Genomic DNA, 24,591 nt, shown 5'->3' with positions numbered 1-24,591 from the left:
AGTCCTCTCTAGACTCGCGGACGTAGCGGCGTACGCAAGCATTTGCATACAACGCTCAAAAATCCGACGAGTCAAGAGTCAGAACATGCAGGATCATGTCTGTTCATGATGGGTGCTCGCGCTCGTACGAGAATATGATCATGTCCCGCATGCGAATGCCGTGCTCGTGGACCGGCGGGTCGATGTAGTCGAAGAAGTCGCGGCGCACGGCCAGCATCCGGAACCCGCAGCGCTGGTAGAACGCGATGTTGTCCAGCGAGGAGTTCGCGGTGCCGACGACGAGCGGCCCCCGGCGCTGCAGCGCGGCGAGGATGCGCCGGCCGTGGCCGCGGCGGCGGTGCTCGGCGTCGACGGCGAGGTACACGATCTCGCTCGGCTCCTGCGGGACGTGCCGGACGACCGCCGCGCCGACGAGCCGCCCGTCGTCCCGGGCCGCATAGGCGCGGCAGCGGGGATCGTCGAGCACGGCCCGGATGCGCTCGTCCCCCTCCTCGGCGTCGCGCAGCACCGGCACGAGCCCCTCAGCGGCGGCCCGGTCCACCGCGACCAGCTCAAACGACACGCTCCGCAGCCTGGCACCGCGCACCGGAGCGGGGCAACCGCAATTCGGGCCATCCACAGTGGTCATGACGGGGGAAGCGAGCTGCGCCGGAGATCCGGCAGCTCGATCACCATCGCGCCGATCGCGGCCGCCAGCGCCAGCGCCGCGTCCACCGTCGGCGCGGACGCGAGCGTGTCGCGCTCCACGACGTCGTCGACGGGGTCGCGCAGCCGCCCGCGCCGCGACGGCCCGGCCCGAACCAGCCGAGCCCGACGCGACAGAGCTCGACGGGGCCGAGTCCCGTGCGGCCGGGCCGACGTGCGCGAGTCCGGCACCCGGAAACTCGATCTGGCCGGGTTCGATGTGGGCGAGTCCGGCGCCCGAGGAGGCGCCGGACTCGCGGTCGTCGGTCGGCCGGTGGCGTTCCGCTTGATTCACCGTACAGGAGCCGCCCAAATCAGCTGACGGTCTCCACACGGTGTGTAGTTATACCAGCAGGCGGGCCTTGATCGCGGCGATGTCGGCGTCGCTGAGCATCAGGCCGTTGTGCAGGTACGCGCTGAAACTGCCGTAGATGTGGTACAGCTCCGCGAACCCCGCGCGCAGCCACGCTACCTGCACCGCGTCCGAGCGGCCCAGGTAGGTGTTGCTGGCCAGGAAGTCCGCCTCGACCGTGGCCATCGGCACTCCCAGCGTGGTCAGCAGGACGGCGGTCGCCCAGCCGGTGCGGTCCTTGCCGGCCGAGCAGTGGTACACCACGCCGCCCGAAGTGTTGCGGGCGACGGCCAGCAGCGTGTCGCGGAAGGCGTAGTCGGCGCCGACGAAGTTCACCATGAAGGGGTAGCCGATCGACTGGCCGAGGTCCGAGGAGCCCGACAGCAGCCCGGCCGCGAGCGCCGCGACGAGGGTCAGCGCCGCGTTGTCGTGGAAGCGGATGCCGTGGCTGAGCGAGGCCACGTCGGCGACCTGGTAGGCCACGCCGGCGGGGGCGTGGTCCGGCTCGTCGCTGCGCTCGATGGCGTTGCGCAGGTCGACGTCGCGGTTGATGCCGTGCGCGATGACGACCTGCCACTCGGCGGCGGTGAGGTTGGACAGCTTGTTGGAGCGGAACACCACGCCGGTGCGCACGGCGTGCCCGTCGCTGGTGGTGTAGCCGCCCACGTCGCGGAAGTTCGTCGCGTTGGCCAGCCCGAGCGAACGTTCCCAGGTCGCTGCGGGCGCCGCCTGCGCGGGGGTGGCGACGGCGGCGCCGGCCAGCAGCGCCGCCGCGAGGACCAGTCCGGCCCTGCGAGTAATATTCATGTTGCCGATCTAGCCGGGTGACAGTGAGCGGCATCTATCAACTGACCGACAACCGGATGAACAGACGCCAGCCGCCGCTGCCGTATGGAACAGCACCGAGGTGCGGGACGCGTTTGAAGGGCCGTACGGGTAAGGATCGTGCGGGCGTGTGCGGACGGGCTGCGCGACGAACCGCGACCGGGCGCGCCGCGCAAGATCGGCGACGCGCAGGGCAAGGCCGTGATCACGAAAACGCTCGAAAGCGCTGCCGTCCAATCAGGACGGTCACCGGCCGACCCGGTCGACGGACAAGGCGGTGGGGCTGAACCGGACGGCGGTGTCGCGGATCTGGCGGGCGGAGTCAGGAGTCGACAGCCGGTTCCATCCTCTTGTCGGACGGCTCGACCCGGGCTGGAAGCGGCCAACGGCGCCGGACGAGGAAGCTGAGCACCGCCAAGACAGCGGCGATCCCAAGTGCGTTCTCGGCCCCGAGCTTCGCCACAACGCCCCACACAGCGCTCGCCGCAGCGACGACCGCCCCCGACGTCACAACGTAGGTGGCCATCGCGCGTGCCCGCATCGGCTCTTCGACCACTCTCTGGGCGGCCACAACGGCGCTGGTGCTGCCGAGCGTGAACGCGATCCCGGCCGCCAGCAACGCGGCGGCGACGATCACCGGCTGCGTGACGACCGCGCTGACAGCGAGCGCTACAGCCAGCAGGACGGTCGATGCCGCGATTCCCCACTCTTCGCCGCGGCGCTCGACCGCAGGCCAGATCACCACAGACAGCGCTGCGCCGGCACCGAACATCGCCATCAAGGCCCCGAAGCCTCCGCCGGCGAGGCGCAGGCGGTCTGAGGCGAGCACCGGCGTCAGTGCCATCACCGATGCTGCCGGGATGAAGAAGATCGCGAACCGCGTCAGGATCTGGCGCTGTGGAGCAGTACCCATGAAACGGGTCCCGGCGCGGAATGCCGCCATGAACGACTCCGCCGGACGCTGCGTCGCGACAGGAGACTTCCATGCCAGCAGCGCCACGACGGTGCAGGACAGCGTGGTGGCATTGATCGCGAAGACCCACTCGGTACCGAGTGCCACGATGACCACGCCGGCAAGAGCAGGGCCAAGAGCTTGTGCAACGTTGAACGTGAGCCCGTTCAGGGCGATCGCGCGGCCGATCAGGTGCGGTGGAACCAACGCGGGCTGCATTGCCGCCCACGTCGGCGCGGCCAGTGCAGTGCCGAGGCCGATCGCGAAGGTAAGAGCGAGGACGACGGCCGGGTCGGACCATCCGGCCAGCGAAACAGCGAACAGGGCAGTGGCGCTCAGCGCCATCCACGCCTGACAAGCCAGGAGAAGCAGGCGGCGATCCAGGCGGTCGGCGAGCGTACCGGCCACGAGGCCCAGCACCACCAGCGGCGTGTACGTGGCCGTCTGGACGAGTGACACCTGCAGTGCGGAGCCACCATGCTCCTCGATGCTCCATGCGGATCCCGCCGCTTGCATCAACCGTCCGACGTTGGCCACCAGCTGGGCGACGAACAGAACTCTGAACGCCGTGTGAGCGAAGGGTGCCCACGTCGACACACGGCCGACAGGTACCGATTCGTCCAGCGGGTCGGCGACCGTCCGGCGCCGGTTCGGTCGGCGTTCGCTCATGTCGTGCGTCTCCTCGTTCCTGGGTTGGCCACGTCGGGGGCTGCTACGAGGCGGCGTCGGGACGGCGAGGTGTCCCGACCGCGCTGATGTCGAGTACCACCCCGGTCACGGTCCTTGACTCGTTGCGCGCGGCAAGAAGGACGTACGGGTCGACGTAGTCCTCGGCACGGGGTGCGACGTCCAGGGCGGAGAACTGCCTGATCTGGTCCTCAACGGGCAGGATGTCGGTGATGGACTGCTCGCCGAGCCCCATCGCGCGGGGACCCCGAAGGTCGGTCGCCATGCCCCCCGGCGCTACGGCGTTGACGCGCACGTGCGGCGCGAGCTCATAGGCCAGTTGGGAAACCACCCCGACGCCGGCGTGCTTCGAAGCGGTGTACAGGACTCCGCCACCCCTGGGGAAGAGGGCGGCGTTCGACAGGGTGAAGATCATCGAGCCACGCCGCTCGGTGAGCGCCCCGGCAGCAGCGCGCGCCCCGACGATGTATCCCTTGACGTTCACGTCGAACAGTTCGCGGTATCCCTGCTCGAGGTCGTTCATGCTCATGCGCAGCAGTGGCGTCCCGAAGTCCCACAAGCCGGCGTTTCCCACGAAGGTATCGAGTCCCCCGAAGGCCTTCAGAGCCGCCTCGACGGCGGCGATGTTGTCGTCGCCGGAAGTGACGTCGCCCTGCACTGGGCAGACGCTGTCACCGTACGATGCGACCAGATCGCGCAGCTTGCCGGGCGAGCGTTCAAGCACGGTCACAACAGCGCCCTCAGCGATGTAGCGCTCGACGATGGCGCGGCCGAGACCGGACCCGCCCCCCGTGACCAGAGTGGAGAGTCCCGCGAGGCGACCGGATTTGGTACTGGTGGTGCCGGGTGCCTCCGTCGCGCGCGACGATGACATCAGTGGCGCTCCAGGAAGTGCTTGACCATGGCGTTGAACTCGGTTGCGTGTTCGAGCTGGGCCCAGTGACCGCAGCGGTTGAACATGAGGAGCCTGGAATCAGGGATGACGGCGTGGGCCCGAAGGCTGATTTCGTAGTGCACAGTGCGGTCGTCGCGGCCATGGATGATCAACGTGGGGACTTGCGACCGTGCCATCTTCTGGCCGGCCTCCAGGAAGCCGGTGGCGCCCACGCCGGCTCTCATCACCTCAAGCCAGTTCTGCAAGTGCTCCGGCTTGCTCAGCGCCGTCCGCGACCGCTCTTCGGCGAGTTCCCTCGTCGCGAACGAGGAGTCGAAGCACATGATCTTCACAAGCCGCTGGAAGTTCTCGGGAGACGGATCCTCGTAGGCGTTGAAGATCGCCTGCATCCCCTCCGACACACCTGCCGGCGTCAGCACATTCACGCCCCAGATCCCGGAACCCATGGTGACCAGGTGTGAGACCCGCTGTGGATGCTCGGTCGCCATCACCATGCCGATGGCGCCGCCCATGGAGTTTCCGACGAAAGCGGCCCGGTCGATCCCCATGGCGTCCATCAGCTGCACGACCGCACGGCCTTGGTCCCGTCCGGTCTTCACGCTCTGCGGGTTGGAGTCACCCCAACCCGGCATCGTGACCGCGATGCAACGGAAGGAGGACGACAGTTCGCGGATGTTCGGTTCGAAGTTGGACCAGCCCGTGGCACCTGGTCCGGTGCCATGGATCAGGAGGACCGGGTGTCCCTCGCCCGCCTCGTTCACCTGGATCTGATAGTCCACGGTGTCGATGAGGCGGTAGGTCGAGTCGTACGTGATCTCTGTGGTCATTGAAGCTGCCTTCCGATGGGCGCACTGGGACACGGGCCGAGCCGGAGTGCCAAGTGACGCGTGATCATGTCTTCGTCATCTGATCGGGACGTGTCGTAGCGCGGACTTCTGTTCGGGCTGGTGCGACTAACCGGCTGGTTCGGATCCAGCGGTCGCCCGGACACCCTTCTGGTGCCGCTTGAGGAGTCCGCGCAGATCAAGGTCGCGACCCGCCAGGTCCGCGCGGTCGACCGGGACCCGAGCAGCCATCAGCCTTTTCACGACGCCGACGTCACGGGACGCCTTCATGCCGGCGACTGCCCCGACGTATCCATCACGAATCCAGAAGGCCAGGAACTCGCTCGGCGACGCTCCGTCGCGCAGCACCAGGTCATCATCGGGTCGGGGACGCCCAACAATCTGCAGGGTGGCTCCGTACTGATCGGACCAGGCATAAGGTGCTTCCCGGTACCTGGCGGGAACGCCGGCGATGGTGGCTCCGACCGCCGCGCCGTGCCGCTGCGCCGCATCCCAGTGCTCGATACGACCGCGACGAGCCAGCTCGGGGTGCGGCTGACTGGCTACATCGCCGGTCGCGTAGATCCAGGCCCGGCTCGTCTGACCGAACTCGTTCACCGGGATACCGTGTGCATCCACCTCGATGCGGGCCGAGACGGTCAGCTCGTTGCGCGGCTCCACCCCCACACCCACGACTACGGTCGATGCCGGCAGGCGGCGTCCGTCGGTGAGCCGGACCTCTTCGACACGCCCCGCCGAGCCGGCGAACGCTGCGACGGTGGCGCTGGTCAAGAGCTTGACGCCGTGACGGCGGTGCAGCTGCGTCAGGAGGCACGCGACGTCAGCGCCGACGGCGTTGTTCAGCGGCTGAGCCTGCGCCTCGACTACCGTGACGTCGATGCCGTCTTCGCGGGCCACGGCCGCCAGCTCCAACCCGATGAAACCGGCACCGATGATCACCAGCGGTCCCCCGCTCGCCAGCTCTTCGGCAATCCGGCTCGCGTCGGAGGCGTCCCTCAGCGAGAGCACGTTCTCGGCGTCGGCCCCGGCGACCTGCAGCCGCCGAGGCGACAGCCCCGTAGCCAGCACGACGCGGCCCGCGGGAAGGACCTCACCTCCGCTGAGATGCACCGTAAGCGCCGTGGGGTCGACTGCTGTCGCCTTCTCGCCCAGGCGCAGCTCGATGTCAAGGTCGCGATACGTGTGGGCAGGTTGGATCGGAACCAGTCCCCGGGAGCCGGCGCCAAGGAGGGTCTTGGACAGGGGCGGTCTCTCGTAGGGAATGTTCGGGTCGGCGTCGAGCAGCGTGACTGCTCCCGGGTATCCGCGCCTGCGCAGCTCGACGGCGGTCGCGACACCAGCGGCACTAGCGCCGATGATGACGCAGGTCGGCTTGTCCATCACTCACCTCGATCATCAGTCCCTGTCGGGCATCTCGACCATGACGTCGGAGCCTTCGACGCGGACCTTGTACGTGCACAGCGGGATGGTGGCCGGCGGCGTGAGCACCGCGCCGGTCCGGATGTCGAACTTTGCGAAGTGCCATGCGCACTCGATCTGATCCCCATCGACGTAGCCGTCGGCGAGTGACGACTGACCATGGGTGCACGTGTCGTTCAGGGCGAAGAACTCGCCTTCGACGTTGAACACGGCGATCGGGGGCGTCGTGTTGAGTTGAAGCGCGTCGCCGTCATCGAGTTCCGCAACGGAACATGCGCGGATCCAAGGCATCGGTGGACTGACTCTCGTTCGTGGCTTGTCGGAAGGTGCGGCTTAGAAGAAGTTGCTCAGGTTGGCCGACTGGAGAATCGTCTGGTCGAGGTAGATGCAGCGCTTGGCGATCGCCAACCCGGCCTCGGTCCGGCGCAGCGTGTCCTCCCGCCGCCCGACCCACTGGTCGACGTCCTCCTTGAGACGGGTTCGGTACAGCATGAAGTTGCTGTGCACGACCAGCTCGGCACCTGACTGCTCAGCGATCCGAACGTTCGTGATCAGGTGCCGGGTCCGCGACGGCGGATCCTCCGCCCAGGACGTCCCGGTAGCGAACTTCCGGGCGCGGATCTCAAGGAACTGCTTGTTCTCGTCGAAGTAGGCCATGTCACCGGGCTGCGTGAACTCCAGGTGCAGCTGGCGTCTGGTCATCGTCCGCCGCAGTGGCATGAAGTAGTGGGTGTCGTCGGTGAACAGCCGTACCCAGTCCTCGTATCGGTGGCTGTCGAGCAGCGCAGCCTCGTGGTAGTAGAACTGCTCGACCTCGTGCTGCAGCAGCATTTCCTCCAGAGCCTGGTTCACGGCCGGGGCGGCTGCCTCTGTAGTCATCGATCTCTCCCTTTCAGAGCCGGTCGCCCGGAATCGTGCGCTGGCGCAGCTCCTCCCACGTCGGGTTGCGGAGCCATTCACGCCACGCGTGGTACGTCCAGAGCTGGGCGTGTTCGTTGATCGGCGCGTCGATGATCGCGAGACCGTCGTCCTTGATGATCTCCGAAGTCCCCAGGCCCATCTTGAGCAGCTGGGGTACTTCGCGACTGACCGTGCCGCGGGTTTGCAGGGTCGACTGGGCCCAGTTCTCCCCGTCTTCCTGCTCAAGCAGTCCGGCCGGCCCGAAGAAGTGAATCTGTGCGCTCAGCGTCGCAGCGTTCTGCTCGGGCGAGGCATTCTTGTCCCGGAAGGAGAACCACCAGATCTCGGTGACACCGGGGCTGCGCGGCACGCGAAGGCTCAGCTGCCCACCCGCATTGACCCACGTGGTCGGAAAGATGTGCGGGTGACCCGCCACCCGGCTACCGTGGCGCCCGAGCTTCTCCTGCGTCTCGGGCTTGTACCGCCAGGCGAACGGCTCCCGGCCGCCGGCGGTCACCTCCAAGGAGTCCTGGTCCGGTCCCGAGATGGCGTGGCCGTACTCGCCCACCATGACCACGTTGTGCAGATCCGTGGGCAGGAACGGGACCTCGAGATTCGCGCCGGTCTCCGTCATCGCTCCGCCCTCGACGAAGTCGTCGGGCGGCGCCGGGATAAGGCCGACCGCGAACGCCGACATGTGGGTGATCTGCGGGTGGTAGTAGTCGAAGACGTTGTCCACCGTGAACTTCCAGTTCGTCTTGACAACGAACTTCTGGACACCGGGGACCGCCTCGATGTCCCCGCGTTCCGCGAGGAGGTCGAGCCCGAGCCGTCCGGTCGGGCCGAGGTATTCCTCGAGGGGCGGCGCGGTCTCGTCGAACGTCGCGAAGACGAACCCCCGGTAGGAGTCGAGCTGCGCGACCTTCCGCAGTGGATACCTGGACAGGTCGAGCTTGTCCTTGTAGAAGATGGACTTGCCCGGCACGCCGATGAGTTCGCCGTCGAGGCCGAACGTCCAGCCGTGGTACGTGCACATGAAGTTTCGGACGTTGCCTTCCTCCGCGCGACACACCGCGTTTCCCCGATGCGAGCACGTGTTGAGGAAGGCCTTGATGCTGCCGTCCTTCTGCCGGACGACAAGGACGTTGTCCGATCCCATCGGCGCTTCGAAGAAGTCACCGCGCTTGGGGATCTGGGTCTCGTGGCACAGGAAGAGCCAGGCACGACCGAAGATGTGCTTCATCTCCATGTCGAAGATCTCCTGGTCGCTGAAGATGCGCCTGTCGATCTCTCCACGCTCGACCGAGACGAGCTCGTCGAGCTGATCCGCCAGGCTCGTGGTTTCCTTCACGTTCGTTCCCTTCAATGAGCAGGTCCGATCAGCTGCGGCATGCGGGCAGGACCGCTGTCGAGTACGGGCGCCGCACTCAATGGGTGTGGCTGCGGTCGTGGCCCCAGAACTGGGCCGCGTCCCAGTTGGTGACGGTCCAGGTCTCGTCGTCGATCAACTTGCCGGATGTCCCGTACTCGACGCCGATCCCGGAGGGCGAGCGCATGTAGAACGACAGCATCTCGTCGTTCGTGTGCCGGCCCAGGCTCGCCGTCAGCGAGATCTCACGTGCCCGCACCCGGTCGAGAGCCCGACCGACCCCATCGAGGTCGTCGACTTCAAGCATGAAGTGGTTGATGAACGGCTTGCGCCCCTCCGGGGCGGGGCCGAAGGCCAGCGAGTGGTGGCGGGGGTTGACGTGCGTGAAGGTCAGGACGATCGGCTTGAAGGTGATGTAGTCACTCACCTTGAAGTCGAGGACTCGAAGATAGAAGTCGAGCATCTCGTCGAGGTTCGGCGCCACGAGGACGATGTGTCCGAGGCCCAGGTCGTTGCCCTTGGGATCCTCGGTCACGAACCGGACGCCGGTGGGCGAGACGAAGGCTGCTGACACGACGGCTGCGCTGTAGAACAGTTCGAGCTGGAAACCGGCCGGATCCTGCAACCGGACCAGCCGGCCGACGCCTCGCAGCTCAGCGAGCCGGGGGTCCTCCGTGACCGCGACACCCGCCGCTTCCAGGTCCCGGACCTGGGCGTCCAGGTCAGCCTCGCTGGCGACCTCCCACCCCACATAGGTCAGTTCGTCGTCTCCGGGACGCACAGCGATTCGATGGTGCCGGGAGTCCACACGGAGGAACAGCGTCTCGACGTTCTGCAGGTCCGCTCCGCGCACGACCTGCAGACCGAGGATCTCCGTGGCGAACTCCTGCCACGCGTCAAGATCCTTCGCCCCAATTCCGATATAGCCGAGAGCTTTGATGTACCCCACGAAAATCCTCCTGCGGATGAAAGACGCTGACTCCTGAAAAGTTCGCCAGAAAAAGCGCGACCTGCAGAACGCCGATATCGTTTACGCACCGGTGGAGCTGCGCAACGAAGTTGTTCCATCAGGCAGAATCAGGACGCTTTTCCAGGAGGCCGGCGAGTCACCGGAGCCCTGCGGCAGAAAGTCGCGGACCGAGTGGCGGCCGGTGCCGTAGGCCAAGATGCTCCACGACCCGTCGCCTGACAGGAAATCTCGATTTCGATTTCGGCCGGATGTGTTCCCCGAAGAACAGACGGTCCCGAACCACGTCCACGAGGACCTCGGCCCGGCTCGGTCGAACTCGGCGACTCAGCCTTGGCTCAACGCCGCGGAGAGCTGGTCCGCCGTCCCCATCAGCGCGGTCTTGAACCGGCTTGGCGAATGGCCCGCCACCGGGCATGACAATGAGATCGCCGCCACGGCCCGGGTCCCGTCCGGCGACCAGATGGGCGCGGCAAGGCAGGTGACACCGAGGAATGACTCCTCGTTGTCGGTGGCGAAGCCGGTCTCCCGAACCCTTGCCATCGACTGCAGCATTCTCTGCGCGTCCGGAACCGTGTACGCGGTGAACCGCCGGAATTTTCCTTCAAGGTTCCGCTTTACCTCGGCCGCAGGCGCAAAGGCAACGAGAACCTTCCCGAGCCCTGTTGCATAGGCGGGGCGCCTTCCGCCGATCCGGGTCGCCATTTTCGGCGCGCCCACTCCGGAAATCTTGTCGATGTAGAGGATTTCGGTGCCGCTGAGAACGGCGAGATGGATGGTCTGTCGAGTGGCGGCGAACAGGTCGGCGACATATGGTGCGGCAAACTCTCGCAACCCTTTTGCTGGACCCACCTGCACGCGATGCCCAAGTTCGAAGACCCGTTCGGCGAGCAAGTACCGCTCACCTTCTTTTGAGACGTAGCCGTGCACAATCATCGCGTTCAAAAGTCGATGAACGGTGGACTTCGCCATGCCGGTTCGAGACGCGATGTCCGAGACCCCCAGCGGCAGGCGCGAGCGCGACAACGCGTCCAGGACCGTCAGACCCTTACCAACCGAGGTGTCCGGCGAGTGCCCGTTGACTTCGTTACTGGACATCGCTCCTCCTTGTCAGCGCTAGACTCCCACGTAACTGATAGTTAACTCTCATTTAGTGTAGAGTAGAGCAGTGTAGGGTGGCGTCAGTCACAAGCGCAAGCGGGACGGAGAAGTTTGGTGGCGGAGAGCGCCGCAGCGCCGACACGGCGGCGACGCCCGCGCGCCGATGCGCAGCGCAGCGTTGAACAGATCCTCCGCGCGGCCGAACTGCTCATCGCGCGGGACGGCCCCTCAGTGGTGCTGGAGGAAGTAGCTCGCGAGGCGGGCGTCGGACCTGCGACGCTCTATCGGCACTTCCCCAGCCGCATGCACCTGTTCGAACGGGTCTATCGCGACCGCACAGCCCGCTCCGCCGAGCACGCCTTCGCGCTCGCAGACGCCGAGGAGCCAACGGAGGCGTTGTTCGAGTGGCTCCGCGAGTTTGTCGCCTTGAGCGTCGAAGCGCGTGGAGTCTTGGCGACCCTGATGTCACAGGGTCTACGGGAGACCGATCCCGCCGCTAACGCCGAGTGGGGTAACGCGGTCGTGGTCAAGGCGGCAGGAAGGCTCCTCGAAGCGGCACAAGCGGCCGGCTCCGTTCGCCGGGACATCGGCGCCGAGGACCTCGTCACCCTCATCAGCGGTGTGATCGTCGCCCTCGAGTCCCGCGCCGATGTCGATGCAGCACACCAGCATGCGCGTGCCGAGCGCGCGCTTCGCGTCATTTTCGACGGGCTGATCGAGCGCTGAGGCTCAGGCCGGTCAAAGCCCCGTCGCCGCCAGGCGGAACGGGCACAATCCACAATGGACCTTCGGGCGCCGCTCCGGCCGACCACCGCGTTTCGGCTTCGGCGGCAGCGGTTCGACCAGCGTCCACCGCTTGTCGGCCACGTCCCAGGGTGCGGACGTAACGACCCTCCACCCGCGGCGCCTCAGCAACTCGCCGCGCTGTTCCTCCTGCTGGAACGCATTGCTCGCCCGTCGAGTGGCGCCGATCACATACTACGTCCGCCGGCCGGAGCCGGGGAACGGCCGGCCCGTCGAGCGCGCGTCGGGATCAGCTGACGCGACACCGGGGGTGACGCCGCAAGGCAGTCACACGACCAGAAGGACCGAGCAATGACCGATGATGCCATTCGTACGACCGCGCCCCGACCTGAGACGCACAGCCAGACGCGAGGGCGGGGTCCGTTGATCGCCGTCACAGCGCTCATCGGCTTCAGCGCGAGCGCGGTGATGTTCATGCTCACGCCGCTCCTGCCCGTCCTCCAGCAGGAATTCGACCTGTCGGTCGGCGACGTCGCATGGGTCCTGACACTCCTGCTCCTCGGCGGCGGCGTCAGCACGATCCTGCTGCCGCGGTCTGCGGATGTCCTCGGGGATCGCGGTGCGGCGACGCTCGGCGCCGCAATCCTGGCCCTCGGCACGGCCATCCCGGGAGTCTTCGGAACCTATCCCGCGCTCCTCGCCGGGGCGGCCACCATGGGACTCGGCGCTGCGACCGGCCAAGTCGGCGTCGGGACACTGCGTCGGCACCTACGCGGGGCCGCCACCCGGACTGCGGTAACCGTCAGCCAGGTGGCGCAGGCACTCGGAGCCGGCGCGGGTCTCGTAGCCGGTGGCCTGTCCCTGAGTCACATCTCGATGCAGGAGTTCTTCCTCGGGGCGACCGGGGTGTACGCAGTCGTCGCACTTCTTGCCTGGGCCGTCATCCCCGGCAGCGAGCGTGATCGCAGCGCGAGGTTCGCAATTGTGAACCTGACCGGCCTCGTCGCCTGGATCGTGGCGCTGCTGTACGGGATCAAGAGTGCCGCCGCCGAGGGACTCACCGAGCCGAAGGCGATCGGGTTTGCCGCTCTGGGCATCGCGGGCGCCGTGGCCTGGACGTTCCTGGAGTCGCGCGCCGCCTCACCGGTGTTCAATCTTGCGCTCCTCAGGTCCGGGACGGTTGCGCGAACCGTGCTCGCCGGCTTCACCATTGGGATGGCGATTCAGTCCGTCACGTTCCTGATCCCGTTCTACGTGCAGATGCCTGCCACGGCCGGGTACGGGTTCGGCTATGACGCGCTCGACACCGGGCTGCTGCTCCTGCCGTACTCGATCCTCGGCGCACTTGGAGGAATCGTCGGTGGACTGCTGGCAGCACGTACCCGCCCGCTGCTCGTCGCCGGCGTCGGGGCGATCTGTCACGCCACGGCTGCGGCTTTCCTGATCACCGGCATTTCCGGCGGATCATCCTTCGTCCTCGCAGCATCGATCTACGGCATCGGCGGCGGACTGGTCGGGGTCGGTCTCTTCGGTTCGATCCAGAACGCAGTGCCGCGGGAGCTGGCAGGTATGGGTACGAGCATGATCGGCATCATTCTCACCATCTCGGGCGCGCTCGGACCGGCCGTGTACTCGAGCATCCTTCAGTCGAAGAGTGTCGCGGGCCTCCCCGGCGTACCGACGGAGAATCGGTTCCTCATCTGCTTTGCGGTCGCTGGCATCTGCGACCTGGTGGTTGCCGTTGTCTGCATGACGGCCCGCCGCGGCTCGGTCCTCGCCGCCCAACCTGCGGTCAATTAACGGCGACACATGCGCCCGGCGACACGGCCGGCTGCGCCGCGATCCGCGGCGCAGCCGGCCGTGCCTCGAACGAGATCGCCTGATCAGCCGGCGGCGAGGGTAAGCGCGATGTCGATGATCATGTCCTCCTGGCCGCCGACGAGACTTCTGGCGCCGCACTCCATGAGGATGTCCCGGACGTCGACCCCGTACTGGCGGGAGGCGTTCTCGGCGTGGCGGAGGAAGGAGGAGTAGACGCCGGCGTAGCCCAGCGTCAGGGTCTCGCGGTCCACTCGCACTGGGCGGTCCTGCAGCGGCCGGACGATGTCGTCGGCCGCGTCCTGCAGCTTGAACAGGTCGCACCCGTGCTTGATGCCGGACAGGTTGGCGACCGCGATGAACGCCTCGATCGGGCAGTTGCCCGCGCCCGCCCCGTGCCCGGCGAGCGACGCGTCGACCCGGTAGACCCCGTTCTCGACGGCGACGACCGAGTTCGCGACGGAGAGCGAGAGGTTCTCATGCGCGTGGATGCCGATTTCCGTGGTTGGTTCGAGCACGTCGCGGTAGGCGCGCACGCGCGCGACGACGTCGTTCATCGTGAGCCGGCCGCCGGAGTCTGTGATGTAGACGCAGTGGGCGCCGTACGACTCCATCAGCTTCGCCTGCCTGGCCAGCTCCTCCGGCGGTGCCATGTGCGACAGCATGAGGAATCCGGAGACGTCCATCCCGATCTCGCGGGCCGCCGCGATGTGCTGGGCGGAGATGTCGGCCTCGGTGCAGTGTGTGGCCACCCGGACCGAGCGGACACCGAGGTCCCACGCGGTCTTCAGCTCGTGGATCGTGCCCACGCCGGGCAGCAGCAACGTGGTGAGGCGGGCGTTGCGCAGCACGTCGGCGGCCGCCTCGATCCATGCCCAGTCGGTGTGGGATCCGGGCCCGTAGTTGATCGAGGAGCCGGCCAGCCCGTCTCCGTGGGCGACCTCGATGGCGTCGACGCCTGCCGCGTCGAGCGCGGTGACGATGCGTCGCACGTCGTCGAGGCCGATTCGGTGGCGTACGGCATGCATTCCATCGCGAAGGGTGACGTCTTGGATGAAGGTCGAGGTGCTCACGCGGCTGCCTCCTGGGCATGACGAGCGGCGATCTGCTCGGCCACCTGCAGGCCGGCGGACGTCATGATGTCGAGGTTGCCGGCATAGGCCGGCAGGTAGTGCGCAGCGCCCTCGACCTCGAGGAACACCGACACCTGGTGCGTCGGCCGCCGCGCATCGGGCTCGAGGAGGGTTTCGAGCGGCATGTCGTGCGGGATCTCGGAAATCTGCACCTGCTGCTTGAGCCGGTAACCAGGCACATAGGCCGCCACGTCGGCGACCATCTTCTCGACGGAGCGCCGGATCTCGGCGTGCACGTGCTTGTCGGCCGCGTCGACCAGGGCGAAGACCGTGTCCCGCATGATCAGCGGCGGCTCGGCGGGGTTGAGAATGATGATCGCTTTGCCTCGCCGAGCCCCGCCGACCGCCATGACCGCCGCCGCGGTGGTCTCGGTGAACTCGTCGACGTTGGCTCGTGTGCCCGGACCGGCGCTCTTCGACGCGATCGAGGCGACGATCTCGGCGTACGGCACCGGGACGACTCGGCTGATGGCCGCGACCATCGGGATCGTTGCCTGGCCGCCGCAGGTCACCATGTTGACATTCGGCGCGTCGAGGTGCTCGGCGAGGTTGACCGCCGGAACGACGTAGGGCCCGATCGCGGCCGGCGTGAGGTCGATGAGTCGCTTGCCCAGGGGCTGCAGCTTGCCGGCGTTGTACTTGTGCGCCTTGGCCGACGTCGCGTCGAAGACGATCTCGATGTCGTCGAACTCGGGGAGTTCGATGAGTCCGTCGACGCCCTCGTGCGTCGTGGCGAACCCGAACCGCTTTGCTCTCGCGAGCCCGTCGGAGTTGGGGTCGATCCCGACCATCGCGCCCATCTCGAGATGCCGGCTGGTCCGCATCACTTTGATCATCAGGTCCGTCCCGATGTTGCCCGACCCGATGATGGCGACCTTCTTCTTGATCATGGATGTCCTCACTGGCTGCCGCGTACGCAGCCCTACTGGCCGAACGTGACCGAGACCTTGCCGAGTCCCGTGATCGTGGCGGTGACGCGGTCGCCGGGTCCGACCGGCCGCATCGGCCCCAGCGCCCCGGACAGGATCACCTGTCCCGCTCGCAGCGGTTCGCCGAGTTCGCGAGCCTGACGCGCCAGCCATACGACCGCATCGATCGGGTCACCCAAGCAGGCCGCGCCGTTGCCGGTCGAGACCACGTTTCCGTTGATGGCCATCTGCATGTCGACCGACCTTGGCTCGACCTGATCGAGCTTCTTGCGCAGCGGGCCGAGCACGAACGCCCCGGCCGAGGCGTTGTCGGCGACGGTGTCGCCGAAGGTGATGTCCCAGTCCTGGATGCGGCTGCCGCAGACCTCGAGCGCGGGTGAGGCGTAGTCGATCGCTGCGCGAATCTGCGCGGCGTCAAGCGGGCCGCCGGCCAAGTCTTCCTTGAGCGCGAACGCGATCTCGGCCTCGACGCGCGGCTGCAGCACAGCATCGTAGGGCACCGTGTCGCCGCCGTCGTAGGCCATGTCGTCGAAGAGCAGGCCGAAGTCCGGGCGATCCACACCGAGCTGTCGCTGGACCGCCTCGGAGGTCAGCCCGATCTTGCGGCCGACGACGCTTGCGCCGGCGGCAACGCGTTCGGCCGCCAGTCTGCGTTGAACGGCGTAGGCCGCGACGATGTCATCGGATCCGATCAGGTCCCGCACGGGCCGGGTGGGCCGGCGTTCCATGGCAGCGTCCCGGAGGCGGTCGGCAGCCGCGGTGACGGCGGCCGAGTCGATGCGACTCTGGGGAGACTCACTCATGAGCACAAGGGTCGAGTGTTTCGACAACGGCAGCAATCGGATCGTTCCACCCAGCGGTACGCTGACGCCGTGGCCACAGACCCGCATTGCCGAAGGGCACGGTCCACCGCCATCGTCCACTTCGGACGGTGATGCGCAGGATCCGCGCGGTCAGATCCCCAGCCCGCCCAGGACGGTGATCTCCTGGCTGGAGAACTCCCCGGTGAGCATCGGCATGGCCCGGGCGATGGCCTCACGGGTCTCCGGCAACTGCAGCGAGGCGTCGTGGGCGGCCTTGCTCTGCCACACCTCGTACACGCTGATCGTGTCCTCGTCGACGACCCCGACGACGTAGAGCAGGCACCCGACCCGCCGCAGCCCGTCGACGCCGCTGAGCAGGATGTCGACGACGTCCTGGCGGTGCCCCGCCTTCGTCCTCATGGACCCGATGTACCCGTACGCCACGTCCGCTCTCCCTGCCATCATGATCCTGTGCCGCGGACCGCAACGCTACTCCTGACCAAGGCCCTCCACCTGCTCGACCGCGGCGCCCTGCCGCGCGCTGAGGCGGTGCTGCGGGAGGCGGTCGCGGCGGCGGAGGCAGCCGTCGACCCGGTGACCCGGGTGCGCGCCCTGTGCTGCCTGGGCGAGCTGCTGACGGCCCAGAACCGGCCCGTGGAGGCGGAGGCGGCCCTGACCGCCTGCCTGCGGGTGCCCCTGCCCGACGACCTGGACGACGCCTGCGAGGCCGAGCGGGAGCGGGCGCGCGCGTTGCTGGGGCGGGTCAGCCCTTGATCGCGCCGCTGGTCATGTCGGCCACGATGTAGCAGCGCTCGGTGCTGCCGTCCGGCTCCCCCACGCTCGTGCCGCGGCCGCGCCCGGCCTCAGCCCGTGACGGGGGCCGCCGGGTCCGTCACCGGCGGCAGGCTCGACCAGGGGAAGTTGATCCAGCGGTCGGTGTGGCGCCAGACGTATTCGCACGTGACGGTCGAGTGCGGCTTCTCGTAGAGCACCGCGCACCGCACCTCGGCGACCCGCCCGGCGCAGAAGTCGCGCACGACTTCCAGCGTGGCGCCGGTGTCGGCGACGTCGTCGGCGATGAGCACCCGGGCCGCCGACAGCTCGCTGAGGTCCGGCCGTGGGTCGAGGATGAGCGGCGCGTCGAGGCGCTGGTCGACGCCGGTGTAGTACAACACGTTGAGCATGTGGATGCTCTTGACGTCCAGCGCGTAGCTCAGCGCGCCCGCCACGAGCAGCCCGCCGCGCGCCACGCTGAGCACGAGGTCGGGCCGGAAGCCGTCGTCGGCGATGCACTGGGCCAGCTCGCGGGCCGCGGCGCCGAACGTCTGCCAGTCCAGCACTTCGCGTTCCCGCTGTCGCATGTGCCCGCCCGTCTGTGCGCGTTCTTCCGGGAACGGCAGCATACAAGGCGCGGGTGGCGGGAACCCTTACGCGTGGGGCGGGCGGGACGCGGCGTCGGGGTGGGTCGCGGGCCGGCGCTGGTGCTGCACCACCGCGTCCGCCGAGGGGGCGGGGACGACGGCGGTCTGCAGCCGGGCCGACTCGGCGGCGGGCACCGGGGCGAGGCTCTGCCGCTCCTCGCCGGGGCGCAGGCTGACCACGGTGGTGGCCAGGGCGACCAGCAGGGCGCCCCAGGCGAGGGCCGGGCCCCGGCGACGGGCGGGTCGTCGCCGGGGCGGCCGGGGCGGGGGCGCAATGAAGTCGGCGTGGTGGCGCGGGCGGTAGACGGCCGGGACCGGCCGCGGCGGCACGGTGGAGCGCCGCGGCGCGGCCGGCGGGATGTAGGCGATGGGGATCACCCGCACGTACGGACGGACGAGTTCCGGAGGCATGCCACGACCGTAAGCCTCATCGGCCCCCGCCGATCCCGCCGCTACCGGGTGAACCGGGGAATCACCCTCCGGTCTCACCCGAATACCCGCAGTTCGTGGATGCGCGTCTGGGTCGGCGTGCCCACCGTGAGCTTGACGTAGCGGCCCGGGGCGTTCACCGGGTGCGTGGTGTTCGCGCCGAGGTCGAGGCAGCTAGGCCCCGGAGCATGTTGCCGCCGGTGACGCTGCCGTTGACGGCCTTGTCCGGGCCCTCTGTCGCGGCGCAGGAGGTTCCCGCGAATAAGCGGGATCTGTCAATACTTGACGATTCCTCGTTCAGTGGGGATACGCGCGGGGGATGCGGGCGCTGTGCAGTTCGTCGCGGAACGCCTGGATGCGCCCGATGACCTGCCGCCGGCCGACGGTGTTCTCGATGCGGTCGAGGTACAGGCATCGGGCGGCGAGCTTGTCCAGGTCGACGGTGAAGTAGATCGCCATCAGCGGGTTGACGAACAGGTCGCCGCGGCCGGAGCGCCGGGTGAACCGGACGTCTCCGAACGCGCCGCTGGTGGCGGCGGCGATCTGCCCCTGCACGATGCTCGGCCGGTCCAGGGTGGCGGCCTGGGCGTCGGCGACGGCGTCGCGGTACAGCGCCGCCTCCCGGCTGGATCCCGGGATGGACAGGGCGCCGAGGTAGCCGCCGTCGCGGTCGAGCGCGGCAAGGTTCTCCAGCACCTGGACGTGGTTGACGCCGTCGTGGGCGTCGATGCCGAAGCCGAGGCTGGTCACCAGCTTGACCGGCACGTCCAGCGCGGCCACGGCGGCGAGGCTGGTGATGTCCTCCACCGGGGTGCCGAGATCGCTCTCGTCGCCGCGCAGCAGGACGTCGGTGCCGCCGTCGACCAGCACCACCGCGTCGATGTTCAGCCGTTCGACCAGGTGCCGGTACGCCTCCCGCAACGGCTGGACGCCCAGCGGCGGGAAGGCGTACACGGTCGAGGGCAGCTCGTGAGCCGCGAGCCACCGGGCGAGCGTTCGTTCGGGGAAGTACCAGTCCGGGCTGGCCGTGTCCGGCCGCACCGCCGCGACGTGCTCCGCCTCCCACGCGCCCCGGTCGATCAGTTCGAGCTCGGAGAAGGACAGGCTGGCCAGGTGCACCTGCGCACCGCCGGGCCACAGCGCGAACGCCAGCGGCAGGCCGGCGTACACGTCGAACCCCCCGCCCGCTCCGGCGATGAGGATGCTGCGCGCCGGGGCCAGCGCGGCGAACAGCGGCGGAACGGCCAACGAGAACGCCCCGGAGTTCATCACCGCTCAATGATCGGCCATGTCAGACGGCGCCGGTCGGGCAGAGCAGCGCACCCGGGGCGGCGTCGACGAGGCGACCGCCGAGGCGCGGCCGTCGAGGATCACGGGCTCGCTTTTCCGTCCGTGCCGCGGCCGGGAGGCGATCAGCGCACGGCTACGACGCCGGCCTGGTTCAGGTGCTGCAGTGCCTGGCACCGCGGGCACCACGATGACGTCACCGCGCATACTCGGCGGCTCCCGCCGCCGCCACGATCAGGACGACGGCGTTGAAGCCGAGCACGACCCAGCCGAGGCGCCAGTCGAGCTGCGACTCAGCGAGGTCGGTCAGCACCTGGGCGGCGATGAACGCCGCGTTGACCACGCAGAACGCCGGCATCAGCACTCGGAACCCGAAGCGCCGGAACCGCAGCAGACCTTGCACGCGGGCCGCCACCCGCCCGTCGAGCGGCAGGTCGACCACGCCGTCCAGCCCGCGCACCGGCACCGCGACGCGGACCGGGTCGGGACTACCGTCGGTAAGAGCGACGGGCGGGCAGCGCAAGCCCGCAACGTCGGCCGCGCGAACGGTGAACTCGACGGTCCGGCTCATCGGCGGCCTCCCCCACGCATCGGTATGCAGATTGTGCGCCTTCCAACCGCCAATGTCGATCTTTCCGGCGAAGCCGGGAAGGACTACACCGTTGCGCCGCGTGCAAGGCCGGCCTGGCGGTGGGGTTTACCCCCGGCGACTTCGGGGTGCCATCCGGTCGAGCTTTTCGGGGGTCGGCGCTACCGACATCGGCGGCGGAGTTTTCGACGATTACTGGCATGGTTGTCGCTACCGTCCGGTCGGTTCGCGACCCGTTCATCGATCTGCTGCGGGTTGCTTCGATGGCCGTCGTGGTGCTCATGCACTGGCTCACGCCGCTGATCACCACCCGCGACGGCGATATCCGGGTCGAGATCCTGCCCAGCGGTCCGGTCGCCTGGGTGGCGAGCTGGTTCATCCAGGTCATGCCGGTGATCTTTCTCGCCGGTGGCGTGGCCAACACCGCGGTCGCCACCGCGTACCGCGGCCGCTACGCGCAGTACCTCGCGGTTCGCGGTGGGCGGCTGGTCGTGCCGGCGGCCGTGCTGGTGGCTGTCGTCGCACTGGTCGCGACGTCGGCCGGCGCGCTGGGCTACCCGCAGATCGGCCAAGCGGTGAGCCTGTCGGCGGTGAAGCCGCTGTGGTTTCTCGCCGTGTACCTGGTCGTACTCGCGCTCGCCCCCGCGATGGTCGCGGCGCAGCGACGCTTCGGTGCGGCCGTGCCGGTGGCGTTCGCCGCCGCGGCGCTGACCGTCGACGCGCTGCGCTTCGCCGGACACGAGTGGGTCGTCGTGCTCAACTACGCGTTCGTCTGGCTCTTCGCCCACCAGCTCGGCATCGGATACGCGCTCGGCGTGCTGCGCCGCGCGCGGTCCCTGACGTTGGCGGCGCTCGGACTGGCCGCCGTGGCCGCCTGCGTGTTCATGGTGGCGGCCGGACCGTACCCGCCCTCGATGATCGGGCTCAGCGACGTACCGGTATCGAACCTCGCGCCACCGACGGGCGCGCTGGTAGCGCTGGCGGTCGCCCAGTTCGCCGCGATCACCTGGCTCGGCCGGCGGTTCACCCCGGCACTGGCCACCGACCGTTGGCGGCGCTTCCTGGACGACGCCAACACCCCGTTGATGACCGTCTACCTCTGGCACCTGCCGGCCATGGTGCTGCTCGTCGGCGCCGGGCTCCTGCTGCCCGACCTGACGCTGCCCAGCGCCGGCATCCACTGGTGGCTCATCCGCCCGCTGTGGCTGGCCAACTGCGCGCTCATCCTGATCGTGCTGACCCGGCTCTGGCACCGGTTCGAGACGGTCCGCCTGCCCGCCCTCGGCACCCGGACCGGGCCGGCGACCGCCCTCGCCGGCACCGCACTGGCCGCAGCCGCGATCTGCTACGTCTGGCAGCACGGCGTGGCACTCAACGGCGCCGGATCGGCCGGGCGGATCACGGCCGTGCTCGCGCTGGGCTGCTCGCTGGTGCTGCTCGCGTACGGCCAGCCCCGCCCGGCGGAATCCACCGGTGAACCGCGGGACCCCGACGTTCGGGGCCGGCGCGGTCGCACCGCCCCGGCCCCGAACTCGTCTCATGGTGCCGCTAGTGTTCGCCGCCGAGGTACAGCGAGTTGAACAGGAGCTTGAACGTGCCGTGCGCCTCCGCCCGGTGCTGGACGCTCATGCCGAGCAGCACGACGTCCCCGGATCCGACCTTGGCGTCGACCACCGTGCTGCGGTTGGCGATCACGTTCTCGCCCAGCAGCCAGCCGCTGCGCAGCAGCCCGCCGGCCGGGTAGCTCACCGGGGCCGTGACGTTCTGCGCGCCTGCCTGCACGGCGAACGCCGGGCTGCCGTCGGAGTACACGTCCAGGTTGGCCGGCAGTCCGTAGGTCAGCGGGTGGCCGGCCTGCACAGTGTTGGCCACCACCGAACCGGGCGAGTAGTAGCTGGTGTTGGGCACGCCGCTGGTGACGTCGGTGACCGGCAGCCCGAAGGCACGGATGCCCAGCTCCGTGGCATCGTTGACGGTCACCAGCTTGCCGCCGGCCTGCACGAATTTGACCAGGTTGTCCACGCCGGCCTGGGTCATGCCGCCGGTGTACTCCGGTGGCAGTGAACCGGCGCGTGCGCCGTTGAGCATGCTGTTGTAGCTGGCGTCGGGCAGCACGATCACGTCGTACTTGTCGCGCAGGTTGCCTGTCCGGACGTCCTTGTCGTGCACCCGCTGGTAGGGGAACTGGAAGTTCTCCAGCACGAGACGGGTCCAGCCCTCATCGGCGTTGCCGGGGTAGCCGTGGTACAGACCGACGCGCGGCAGGGACACCGACATCGTCGAAGCGGGCGCGGTGTCGACCGCGGCGACGGTGATCCCGAGCTTGAGGGCCTGCTGCTTGACCGCCGCGTCCGTGCCCGTACGGCTCTGGATCAGGAAGGTGCCGGCCGGCCACTCGCCCAGGCTGGTCTTCACCGCCTGCGTGGTGCGGGTGACCTTCTGACCCGCCTGCAGCAGGTTGTTCACCGCGGTGAACGAGTCGTTCTGCCGGGCGTCGAGGGCGTAGGCGTACCCCGCCTTCGCCGGGATCGTGCTCTGCGGTACCGCGGCGGTGTCAACCGCAGCGGTCTTGACATTGAGCTTGGTGTTCACCTTGTCGACGGTGACGCCCATCTGGTACTGCAGCGTCCAGCCGGCCATGTCGTAGGGCCGCTCGGGGGAGCCGTCGGGGTTGCGCCGGTCGGGGTAGGTCTGCGGGTTGAGCAGGTCCACGACATCGGGACGGTAGGGCTGCGCCTCGCGGACGATGAAGCTGCCGCTCGGGTACTGCCGGTTGCCGACGGTGAACGAGGACTTGGCGACCTCCACCCGGATATTGCCCTTCCGCAGGACATTGACCATCTTGGTGGCGGTGGGGAAGTCCGCCTGGTCGGCCGGGATGACGTAGGCGGTGTCGCCGCCCGCCGCGATGGCTTGCTTGCCCATCCGGTAGGAGCCGTACAGCCACTGTTCGCGGTCGAGGTCCGCCGCGCGCAGCAGGGCCCACTCGGTGGTCTCGATGTAGGCGCAGCTCTGCGACAGGTGCCACTCCCCGCCCTTGTAGGGGCTCGGGTAGAACGCCGAGGGTTCCTTTGTGGAGACACCCTGGTAGGGGAAGGTCGCCGGGAACTTCGCCGGGTCGTTGAAGGCGGGCGTCGCCGACGCGTGCGCGGTTTCGGTCAGGATGCCGACCTGGTTGTGGAAGGCGGGCGCCGAGCGCAGGCCACCGTTCCACCAGCCGTCGTACTGCTGGCGCGACACCGCGCCTTCCTTACCCTCGCGGTCCAGCCGCAGGGTCATGTCGCCGCCGATCGAGTTGATGCCCCGGATGATCTCCGGCGGGATGTTCGGGTTCGACGGGTCCTTGAACGGCGGGATGAAGATCCGGGCCGGGTAGCTCGCGGTCTGGTGGGCGTTGTAGACGAGCTGGGGCAGCCAGTCGTGGAACAGCACCTGGCCAAGATTGCGCGTCTCGGGCAGATTGAACATGAACCAGTCACGGTTGTTGTCGTGACCGGAGTACTTCTGGTACAGCTCGGGGTAGGTGGAGTCCTGGTAGGGCCCGCCGACGTGGTCCATGTACCACTTCGGGACCGAGGTGCCGCCGTCCGGGTTGACGTTGGGCACCAGCAGGGTGATGACGTTGTCGCGGATCGACTTCGCCTCCGGCGTCTCGCTGGTCACCAGGTCGTAGGCGAACTGGGGGGCAACCTGCTGCGGGCCCACCTCAGTGGCGTGGATGCCGAAGTCGACCCAGGCGATGGTCTTGCCGTCCTTGGCGAGCTGCTGGGCCTTGCCGTCATTCACGCTGACCTGGGACAGATCGCGGGAGATCTGTGCGTACTTCTTCAGCTTCTCCGGCTTGAGGTTCTCCGGTGAGGACACGATCGCCATGATCTGGGTACGTCCCTCGGACGTCTTCCCGAGGTCGACGATCTTCATGCGATCACTGACCTTGTCGACCGCGCGCAGGTAGTCGGTGATCTGCTCGTAGGTCGACAGCTTGTAGTCGGCGCAAGGCTTCCATCCGAGCACGGACTCGGGCTTGGGTACCGACTTCGGCGACTGGCCCAGCCAGCCGGTAAGTGACGATGCCATCGCCAGCGCGATGATGACGGGGGCGGCGGCTGCCGCCCGGTGCCGGTGGATCATCGGCGTCCTCCGATGATTGCGAATGGATGGGGTGTCGCACCGCCTGCGTTGCGGCGGGCGGCGGTGCGTCGTGACGTTATCTATGGAATAGCGCGTCTGGGCTGGACCGGGCCCGGACTTGACGATCACTTGAGTTGCGATGCTGTCGGCGGATGGCCAGCGAAAGCTGGACATACCTGCATGTATGCGGAATTGACGTAGTTGACAACATCTACGTCTGCCCGGCGGTAAGCGGTCCGTGCGCGCAGTCCGGGTGCGGGAGCGGCGCGCACGGGCGGCTGCGAGCAGCTGTGAACCCAGATCTGACGCGC

General features: G+C 68.3%; 25 protein-coding genes. 4 read left to right on the top strand and 21 right to left on the bottom strand.

Annotated features, from left to right (window positions below; genetic code table 11):
* Nucleotides 1-103 precede the first annotated feature (103 nt).
* The 12 genes from ACQPY0_RS23655 to ACQPY0_RS23600 form a co-directional block, all read right to left on the bottom strand.
* A complete protein-coding gene (locus tag ACQPY0_RS23655; RefSeq protein WP_432992540.1) occupies nucleotides 104-562 on the bottom strand; it encodes a GNAT family N-acetyltransferase in 459 nt (152 codons plus the stop codon).
* Nucleotides 563-624: 62 nt separating this feature from the next.
* Complete coding sequence (locus tag ACQPY0_RS23650; RefSeq protein WP_432992537.1) at nucleotides 625-747, bottom strand: hypothetical protein; 123 nt, start codon at nucleotides 745-747, stop codon at nucleotides 625-627.
* 280 nt (nucleotides 748-1,027) lie between these two features.
* Nucleotides 1,028-1,843, bottom strand: a complete 816-nt coding sequence (locus ACQPY0_RS23645; RefSeq protein WP_432992534.1) for a tyrosine-protein phosphatase — start codon at nucleotides 1,841-1,843, stop codon at nucleotides 1,028-1,030.
* Between the two features lie 340 nt (nucleotides 1,844-2,183).
* Nucleotides 2,184-3,482, bottom strand: a complete 1,299-nt coding sequence (locus tag ACQPY0_RS23640; RefSeq protein ID WP_432992531.1) for an MFS transporter — start codon at nucleotides 3,480-3,482, stop codon at nucleotides 2,184-2,186.
* A gap of 43 nt (nucleotides 3,483-3,525) precedes the next feature.
* Nucleotides 3,526-4,374, bottom strand: coding sequence for a 3-(cis-5,6-dihydroxycyclohexa-1,3-dien-1-yl)propanoate dehydrogenase (gene hcaB / locus ACQPY0_RS23635; protein ID WP_432992528.1), 849 nt, complete (start codon nucleotides 4,372-4,374; stop codon nucleotides 3,526-3,528).
* Nucleotides 4,374-5,222: an alpha/beta fold hydrolase gene (locus ACQPY0_RS23630; RefSeq protein WP_432992525.1), complete on the bottom strand. Its 849-nt coding sequence runs from the start codon at nucleotides 5,220-5,222 to the stop codon at nucleotides 4,374-4,376. The genes hcaB and ACQPY0_RS23630 overlap by 1 nt, the downstream gene beginning before the upstream one ends.
* A 126-nt stretch (nucleotides 5,223-5,348) precedes the next feature.
* Nucleotides 5,349-6,620 (bottom strand): NAD(P)/FAD-dependent oxidoreductase, encoded by a 1,272-nt coding sequence (locus ACQPY0_RS23625; protein WP_432992522.1) that lies wholly within the window; start codon nucleotides 6,618-6,620, stop codon nucleotides 5,349-5,351.
* Nucleotides 6,621-6,635: 15 nt separating this feature from the next.
* The gene (locus tag ACQPY0_RS23620; protein ID WP_432992519.1) at nucleotides 6,636-6,950 is read right to left on the bottom strand and encodes a bifunctional 3-phenylpropionate/cinnamic acid dioxygenase ferredoxin subunit; all 315 of its coding nucleotides are present in this window, start codon (nucleotides 6,948-6,950) and stop codon (nucleotides 6,636-6,638) included.
* A 42-nt stretch (nucleotides 6,951-6,992) separates the two neighbouring features.
* Entirely contained in the window at nucleotides 6,993-7,538 is a 546-nt protein-coding gene (locus ACQPY0_RS23615; RefSeq protein WP_432992516.1) for an aromatic-ring-hydroxylating dioxygenase subunit beta, read from the bottom strand.
* A 13-nt stretch (nucleotides 7,539-7,551) separates the two neighbouring features.
* The gene (locus ACQPY0_RS23610) at nucleotides 7,552-8,910 is read right to left on the bottom strand and encodes an aromatic ring-hydroxylating oxygenase subunit alpha (protein WP_432992513.1); all 1,359 of its coding nucleotides are present in this window, start codon (nucleotides 8,908-8,910) and stop codon (nucleotides 7,552-7,554) included.
* A 76-nt stretch (nucleotides 8,911-8,986) separates the two neighbouring features.
* Nucleotides 8,987-9,877, bottom strand: a complete 891-nt coding sequence (locus ACQPY0_RS23605; RefSeq protein WP_432992510.1) for a VOC family protein — start codon at nucleotides 9,875-9,877, stop codon at nucleotides 8,987-8,989.
* A 345-nt stretch (nucleotides 9,878-10,222) separates the two neighbouring features.
* Complete coding sequence (locus tag ACQPY0_RS23600) at nucleotides 10,223-10,993, bottom strand: IclR family transcriptional regulator (RefSeq protein ID WP_432992507.1); 771 nt, start codon at nucleotides 10,991-10,993, stop codon at nucleotides 10,223-10,225.
* Between the two features lie 117 nt (nucleotides 10,994-11,110).
* On the opposite strand from ACQPY0_RS23600, the gene ACQPY0_RS23595 reads away from it, so the two are divergent.
* Nucleotides 11,111-11,722 carry a TetR/AcrR family transcriptional regulator gene (locus tag ACQPY0_RS23595; protein WP_432992504.1) on the top strand — a complete coding sequence of 204 codons (612 nt, stop codon included), beginning with the start codon at nucleotides 11,111-11,113 and terminating at the stop codon, nucleotides 11,720-11,722.
* Nucleotides 11,723-12,091: 369 nt separating this feature from the next.
* Nucleotides 12,092-13,540 carry an MFS transporter gene (locus ACQPY0_RS23590; protein WP_432992501.1) on the top strand — a complete coding sequence of 483 codons (1,449 nt, stop codon included), beginning with the start codon at nucleotides 12,092-12,094 and terminating at the stop codon, nucleotides 13,538-13,540.
* A gap of 83 nt (nucleotides 13,541-13,623) precedes the next feature.
* On the opposite strand, the gene dmpG is transcribed toward ACQPY0_RS23590, so the two are convergent.
* The 4 genes from dmpG to ACQPY0_RS23570 form a co-directional block, all read right to left on the bottom strand.
* Nucleotides 13,624-14,586, bottom strand: a complete 963-nt coding sequence (gene dmpG / locus ACQPY0_RS23585; RefSeq protein ID WP_432995360.1) for a 4-hydroxy-2-oxovalerate aldolase — start codon at nucleotides 14,584-14,586, stop codon at nucleotides 13,624-13,626.
* Nucleotides 14,587-14,627: 41 nt separating this feature from the next.
* Nucleotides 14,628-15,578: an acetaldehyde dehydrogenase (acetylating) gene (locus ACQPY0_RS23580; RefSeq protein WP_432995358.1), complete on the bottom strand. Its 951-nt coding sequence runs from the start codon at nucleotides 15,576-15,578 to the stop codon at nucleotides 14,628-14,630.
* 35 nt (nucleotides 15,579-15,613) lie between these two features.
* Entirely contained in the window at nucleotides 15,614-16,324 is a 711-nt protein-coding gene (locus tag ACQPY0_RS23575; protein WP_432992498.1) for a 2-keto-4-pentenoate hydratase, read from the bottom strand.
* A gap of 249 nt (nucleotides 16,325-16,573) precedes the next feature.
* Nucleotides 16,574-16,843: a putative quinol monooxygenase gene (locus ACQPY0_RS23570; protein ID WP_432992495.1), complete on the bottom strand. Its 270-nt coding sequence runs from the start codon at nucleotides 16,841-16,843 to the stop codon at nucleotides 16,574-16,576.
* A gap of 51 nt (nucleotides 16,844-16,894) precedes the next feature.
* Here ACQPY0_RS23570 and ACQPY0_RS23565 point away from each other — a divergent pair, with 51 nt between their 5' ends.
* Entirely contained in the window at nucleotides 16,895-17,197 is a 303-nt protein-coding gene (locus ACQPY0_RS23565) for a hypothetical protein (protein ID WP_432992492.1), read from the top strand.
* A gap of 89 nt (nucleotides 17,198-17,286) precedes the next feature.
* Here the strand turns inward: ACQPY0_RS23565 and ACQPY0_RS23560 are convergent, their stop codons facing one another.
* The 4 genes from ACQPY0_RS23560 to ACQPY0_RS23545 all read right to left on the bottom strand — a co-directional run bounded on the left by ACQPY0_RS23560 (nucleotide 17,287) and on the right by ACQPY0_RS23545 (nucleotide 20,131).
* The gene (locus ACQPY0_RS23560) at nucleotides 17,287-17,784 is read right to left on the bottom strand and encodes a phosphoribosyltransferase (RefSeq protein ID WP_432992489.1); all 498 of its coding nucleotides are present in this window, start codon (nucleotides 17,782-17,784) and stop codon (nucleotides 17,287-17,289) included.
* A 66-nt stretch (nucleotides 17,785-17,850) separates the two neighbouring features.
* Complete coding sequence (locus tag ACQPY0_RS23555; RefSeq protein WP_432992487.1) at nucleotides 17,851-18,255, bottom strand: hypothetical protein; 405 nt, start codon at nucleotides 18,253-18,255, stop codon at nucleotides 17,851-17,853.
* Nucleotides 18,256-18,570: 315 nt separating this feature from the next.
* A complete protein-coding gene (locus ACQPY0_RS23550) occupies nucleotides 18,571-19,542 on the bottom strand; it encodes a DUF1152 domain-containing protein (RefSeq protein ID WP_432995356.1) in 972 nt (323 codons plus the stop codon).
* Nucleotides 19,543-19,756: 214 nt separating this feature from the next.
* Nucleotides 19,757-20,131 carry a hypothetical protein gene (locus ACQPY0_RS23545; protein WP_432992484.1) on the bottom strand — a complete coding sequence of 125 codons (375 nt, stop codon included), beginning with the start codon at nucleotides 20,129-20,131 and terminating at the stop codon, nucleotides 19,757-19,759.
* A 218-nt stretch (nucleotides 20,132-20,349) separates the two neighbouring features.
* On the opposite strand from ACQPY0_RS23545, the gene ACQPY0_RS23540 reads away from it, so the two are divergent.
* Complete coding sequence (locus ACQPY0_RS23540; RefSeq protein WP_432992481.1) at nucleotides 20,350-21,729, top strand: acyltransferase family protein; 1,380 nt, start codon at nucleotides 20,350-20,352, stop codon at nucleotides 21,727-21,729.
* Here ACQPY0_RS23540 and ACQPY0_RS23535 read toward each other — a convergent pair.
* On the bottom strand, nucleotides 21,698-24,280 hold the full coding sequence (locus ACQPY0_RS23535) for a M14 family metallopeptidase (RefSeq protein WP_432992478.1): 2,583 nt from the start codon (nucleotides 24,278-24,280) through the stop codon (nucleotides 21,698-21,700). The two genes, ACQPY0_RS23540 and ACQPY0_RS23535, sit on opposite strands and share 32 nt — an antisense overlap.
* Between the last annotated feature and the right edge of the window lie 311 nt (nucleotides 24,281-24,591).

This window comes from Dactylosporangium sp. CA-233914, assembly GCF_050942935.1.
In the GTDB taxonomy this organism is placed as follows: domain Bacteria; phylum Actinomycetota; class Actinomycetes; order Mycobacteriales; family Micromonosporaceae; genus Dactylosporangium.
This window is presented reverse-complemented; position numbering and strand designations above follow the sequence as displayed.

Bases quoted from the DNA above. Each gene is read 5' to 3' on its own strand.
- ACQPY0_RS23645 (WP_432992534.1), bottom strand. From the start codon at position 1,843: ATGAATATTACTCGCAGGGCCGGACTGGTCCTCGCGGCGGCGCTGCTG.
- ACQPY0_RS23640 (WP_432992531.1), bottom strand. From the start codon at position 3,482: ATGAGCGAACGCCGACCGAACCGGCGCCGGACGGTCGCCGACCCGCTG.
- hcaB (WP_432992528.1), bottom strand. From the start codon at position 4,374: ATGTCATCGTCGCGCGCGACGGAGGCACCCGGCACCACCAGTACCAAA.
- ACQPY0_RS23630 (WP_432992525.1), bottom strand. From the start codon at position 5,222: ATGACCACAGAGATCACGTACGACTCGACCTACCGCCTCATCGACACC.
- ACQPY0_RS23625 (WP_432992522.1), bottom strand. From the start codon at position 6,620: ATGGACAAGCCGACCTGCGTCATCATCGGCGCTAGTGCCGCTGGTGTC.
- ACQPY0_RS23620 (WP_432992519.1), bottom strand. From the start codon at position 6,950: ATGCCTTGGATCCGCGCATGTTCCGTTGCGGAACTCGATGACGGCGAC.
- ACQPY0_RS23615 (WP_432992516.1), bottom strand. From the start codon at position 7,538: ATGACTACAGAGGCAGCCGCCCCGGCCGTGAACCAGGCTCTGGAGGAA.
- ACQPY0_RS23600 (WP_432992507.1), bottom strand. From the start codon at position 10,993: ATGTCCAGTAACGAAGTCAACGGGCACTCGCCGGACACCTCGGTTGGT.
- ACQPY0_RS23590 (WP_432992501.1), top strand. From the start codon at position 12,092: ATGACCGATGATGCCATTCGTACGACCGCGCCCCGACCTGAGACGCAC.
- dmpG (WP_432995360.1), bottom strand. From the start codon at position 14,586: ATGCATGCCGTACGCCACCGAATCGGCCTCGACGACGTGCGACGCATC.
- ACQPY0_RS23570 (WP_432992495.1), bottom strand. From the start codon at position 16,843: ATGAGGACGAAGGCGGGGCACCGCCAGGACGTCGTCGACATCCTGCTC.
- ACQPY0_RS23560 (WP_432992489.1), bottom strand. From the start codon at position 17,784: ATGCGACAGCGGGAACGCGAAGTGCTGGACTGGCAGACGTTCGGCGCC.
- ACQPY0_RS23555 (WP_432992487.1), bottom strand. From the start codon at position 18,255: ATGCCTCCGGAACTCGTCCGTCCGTACGTGCGGGTGATCCCCATCGCC.
- ACQPY0_RS23550 (WP_432995356.1), bottom strand. From the start codon at position 19,542: ATGAACTCCGGGGCGTTCTCGTTGGCCGTTCCGCCGCTGTTCGCCGCG.
- ACQPY0_RS23545 (WP_432992484.1), bottom strand. From the start codon at position 20,131: ATGAGCCGGACCGTCGAGTTCACCGTTCGCGCGGCCGACGTTGCGGGC.
- ACQPY0_RS23540 (WP_432992481.1), top strand. From the start codon at position 20,350: ATGGTTGTCGCTACCGTCCGGTCGGTTCGCGACCCGTTCATCGATCTG.
- ACQPY0_RS23535 (WP_432992478.1), bottom strand. From the start codon at position 24,280: ATGATCCACCGGCACCGGGCGGCAGCCGCCGCCCCCGTCATCATCGCG.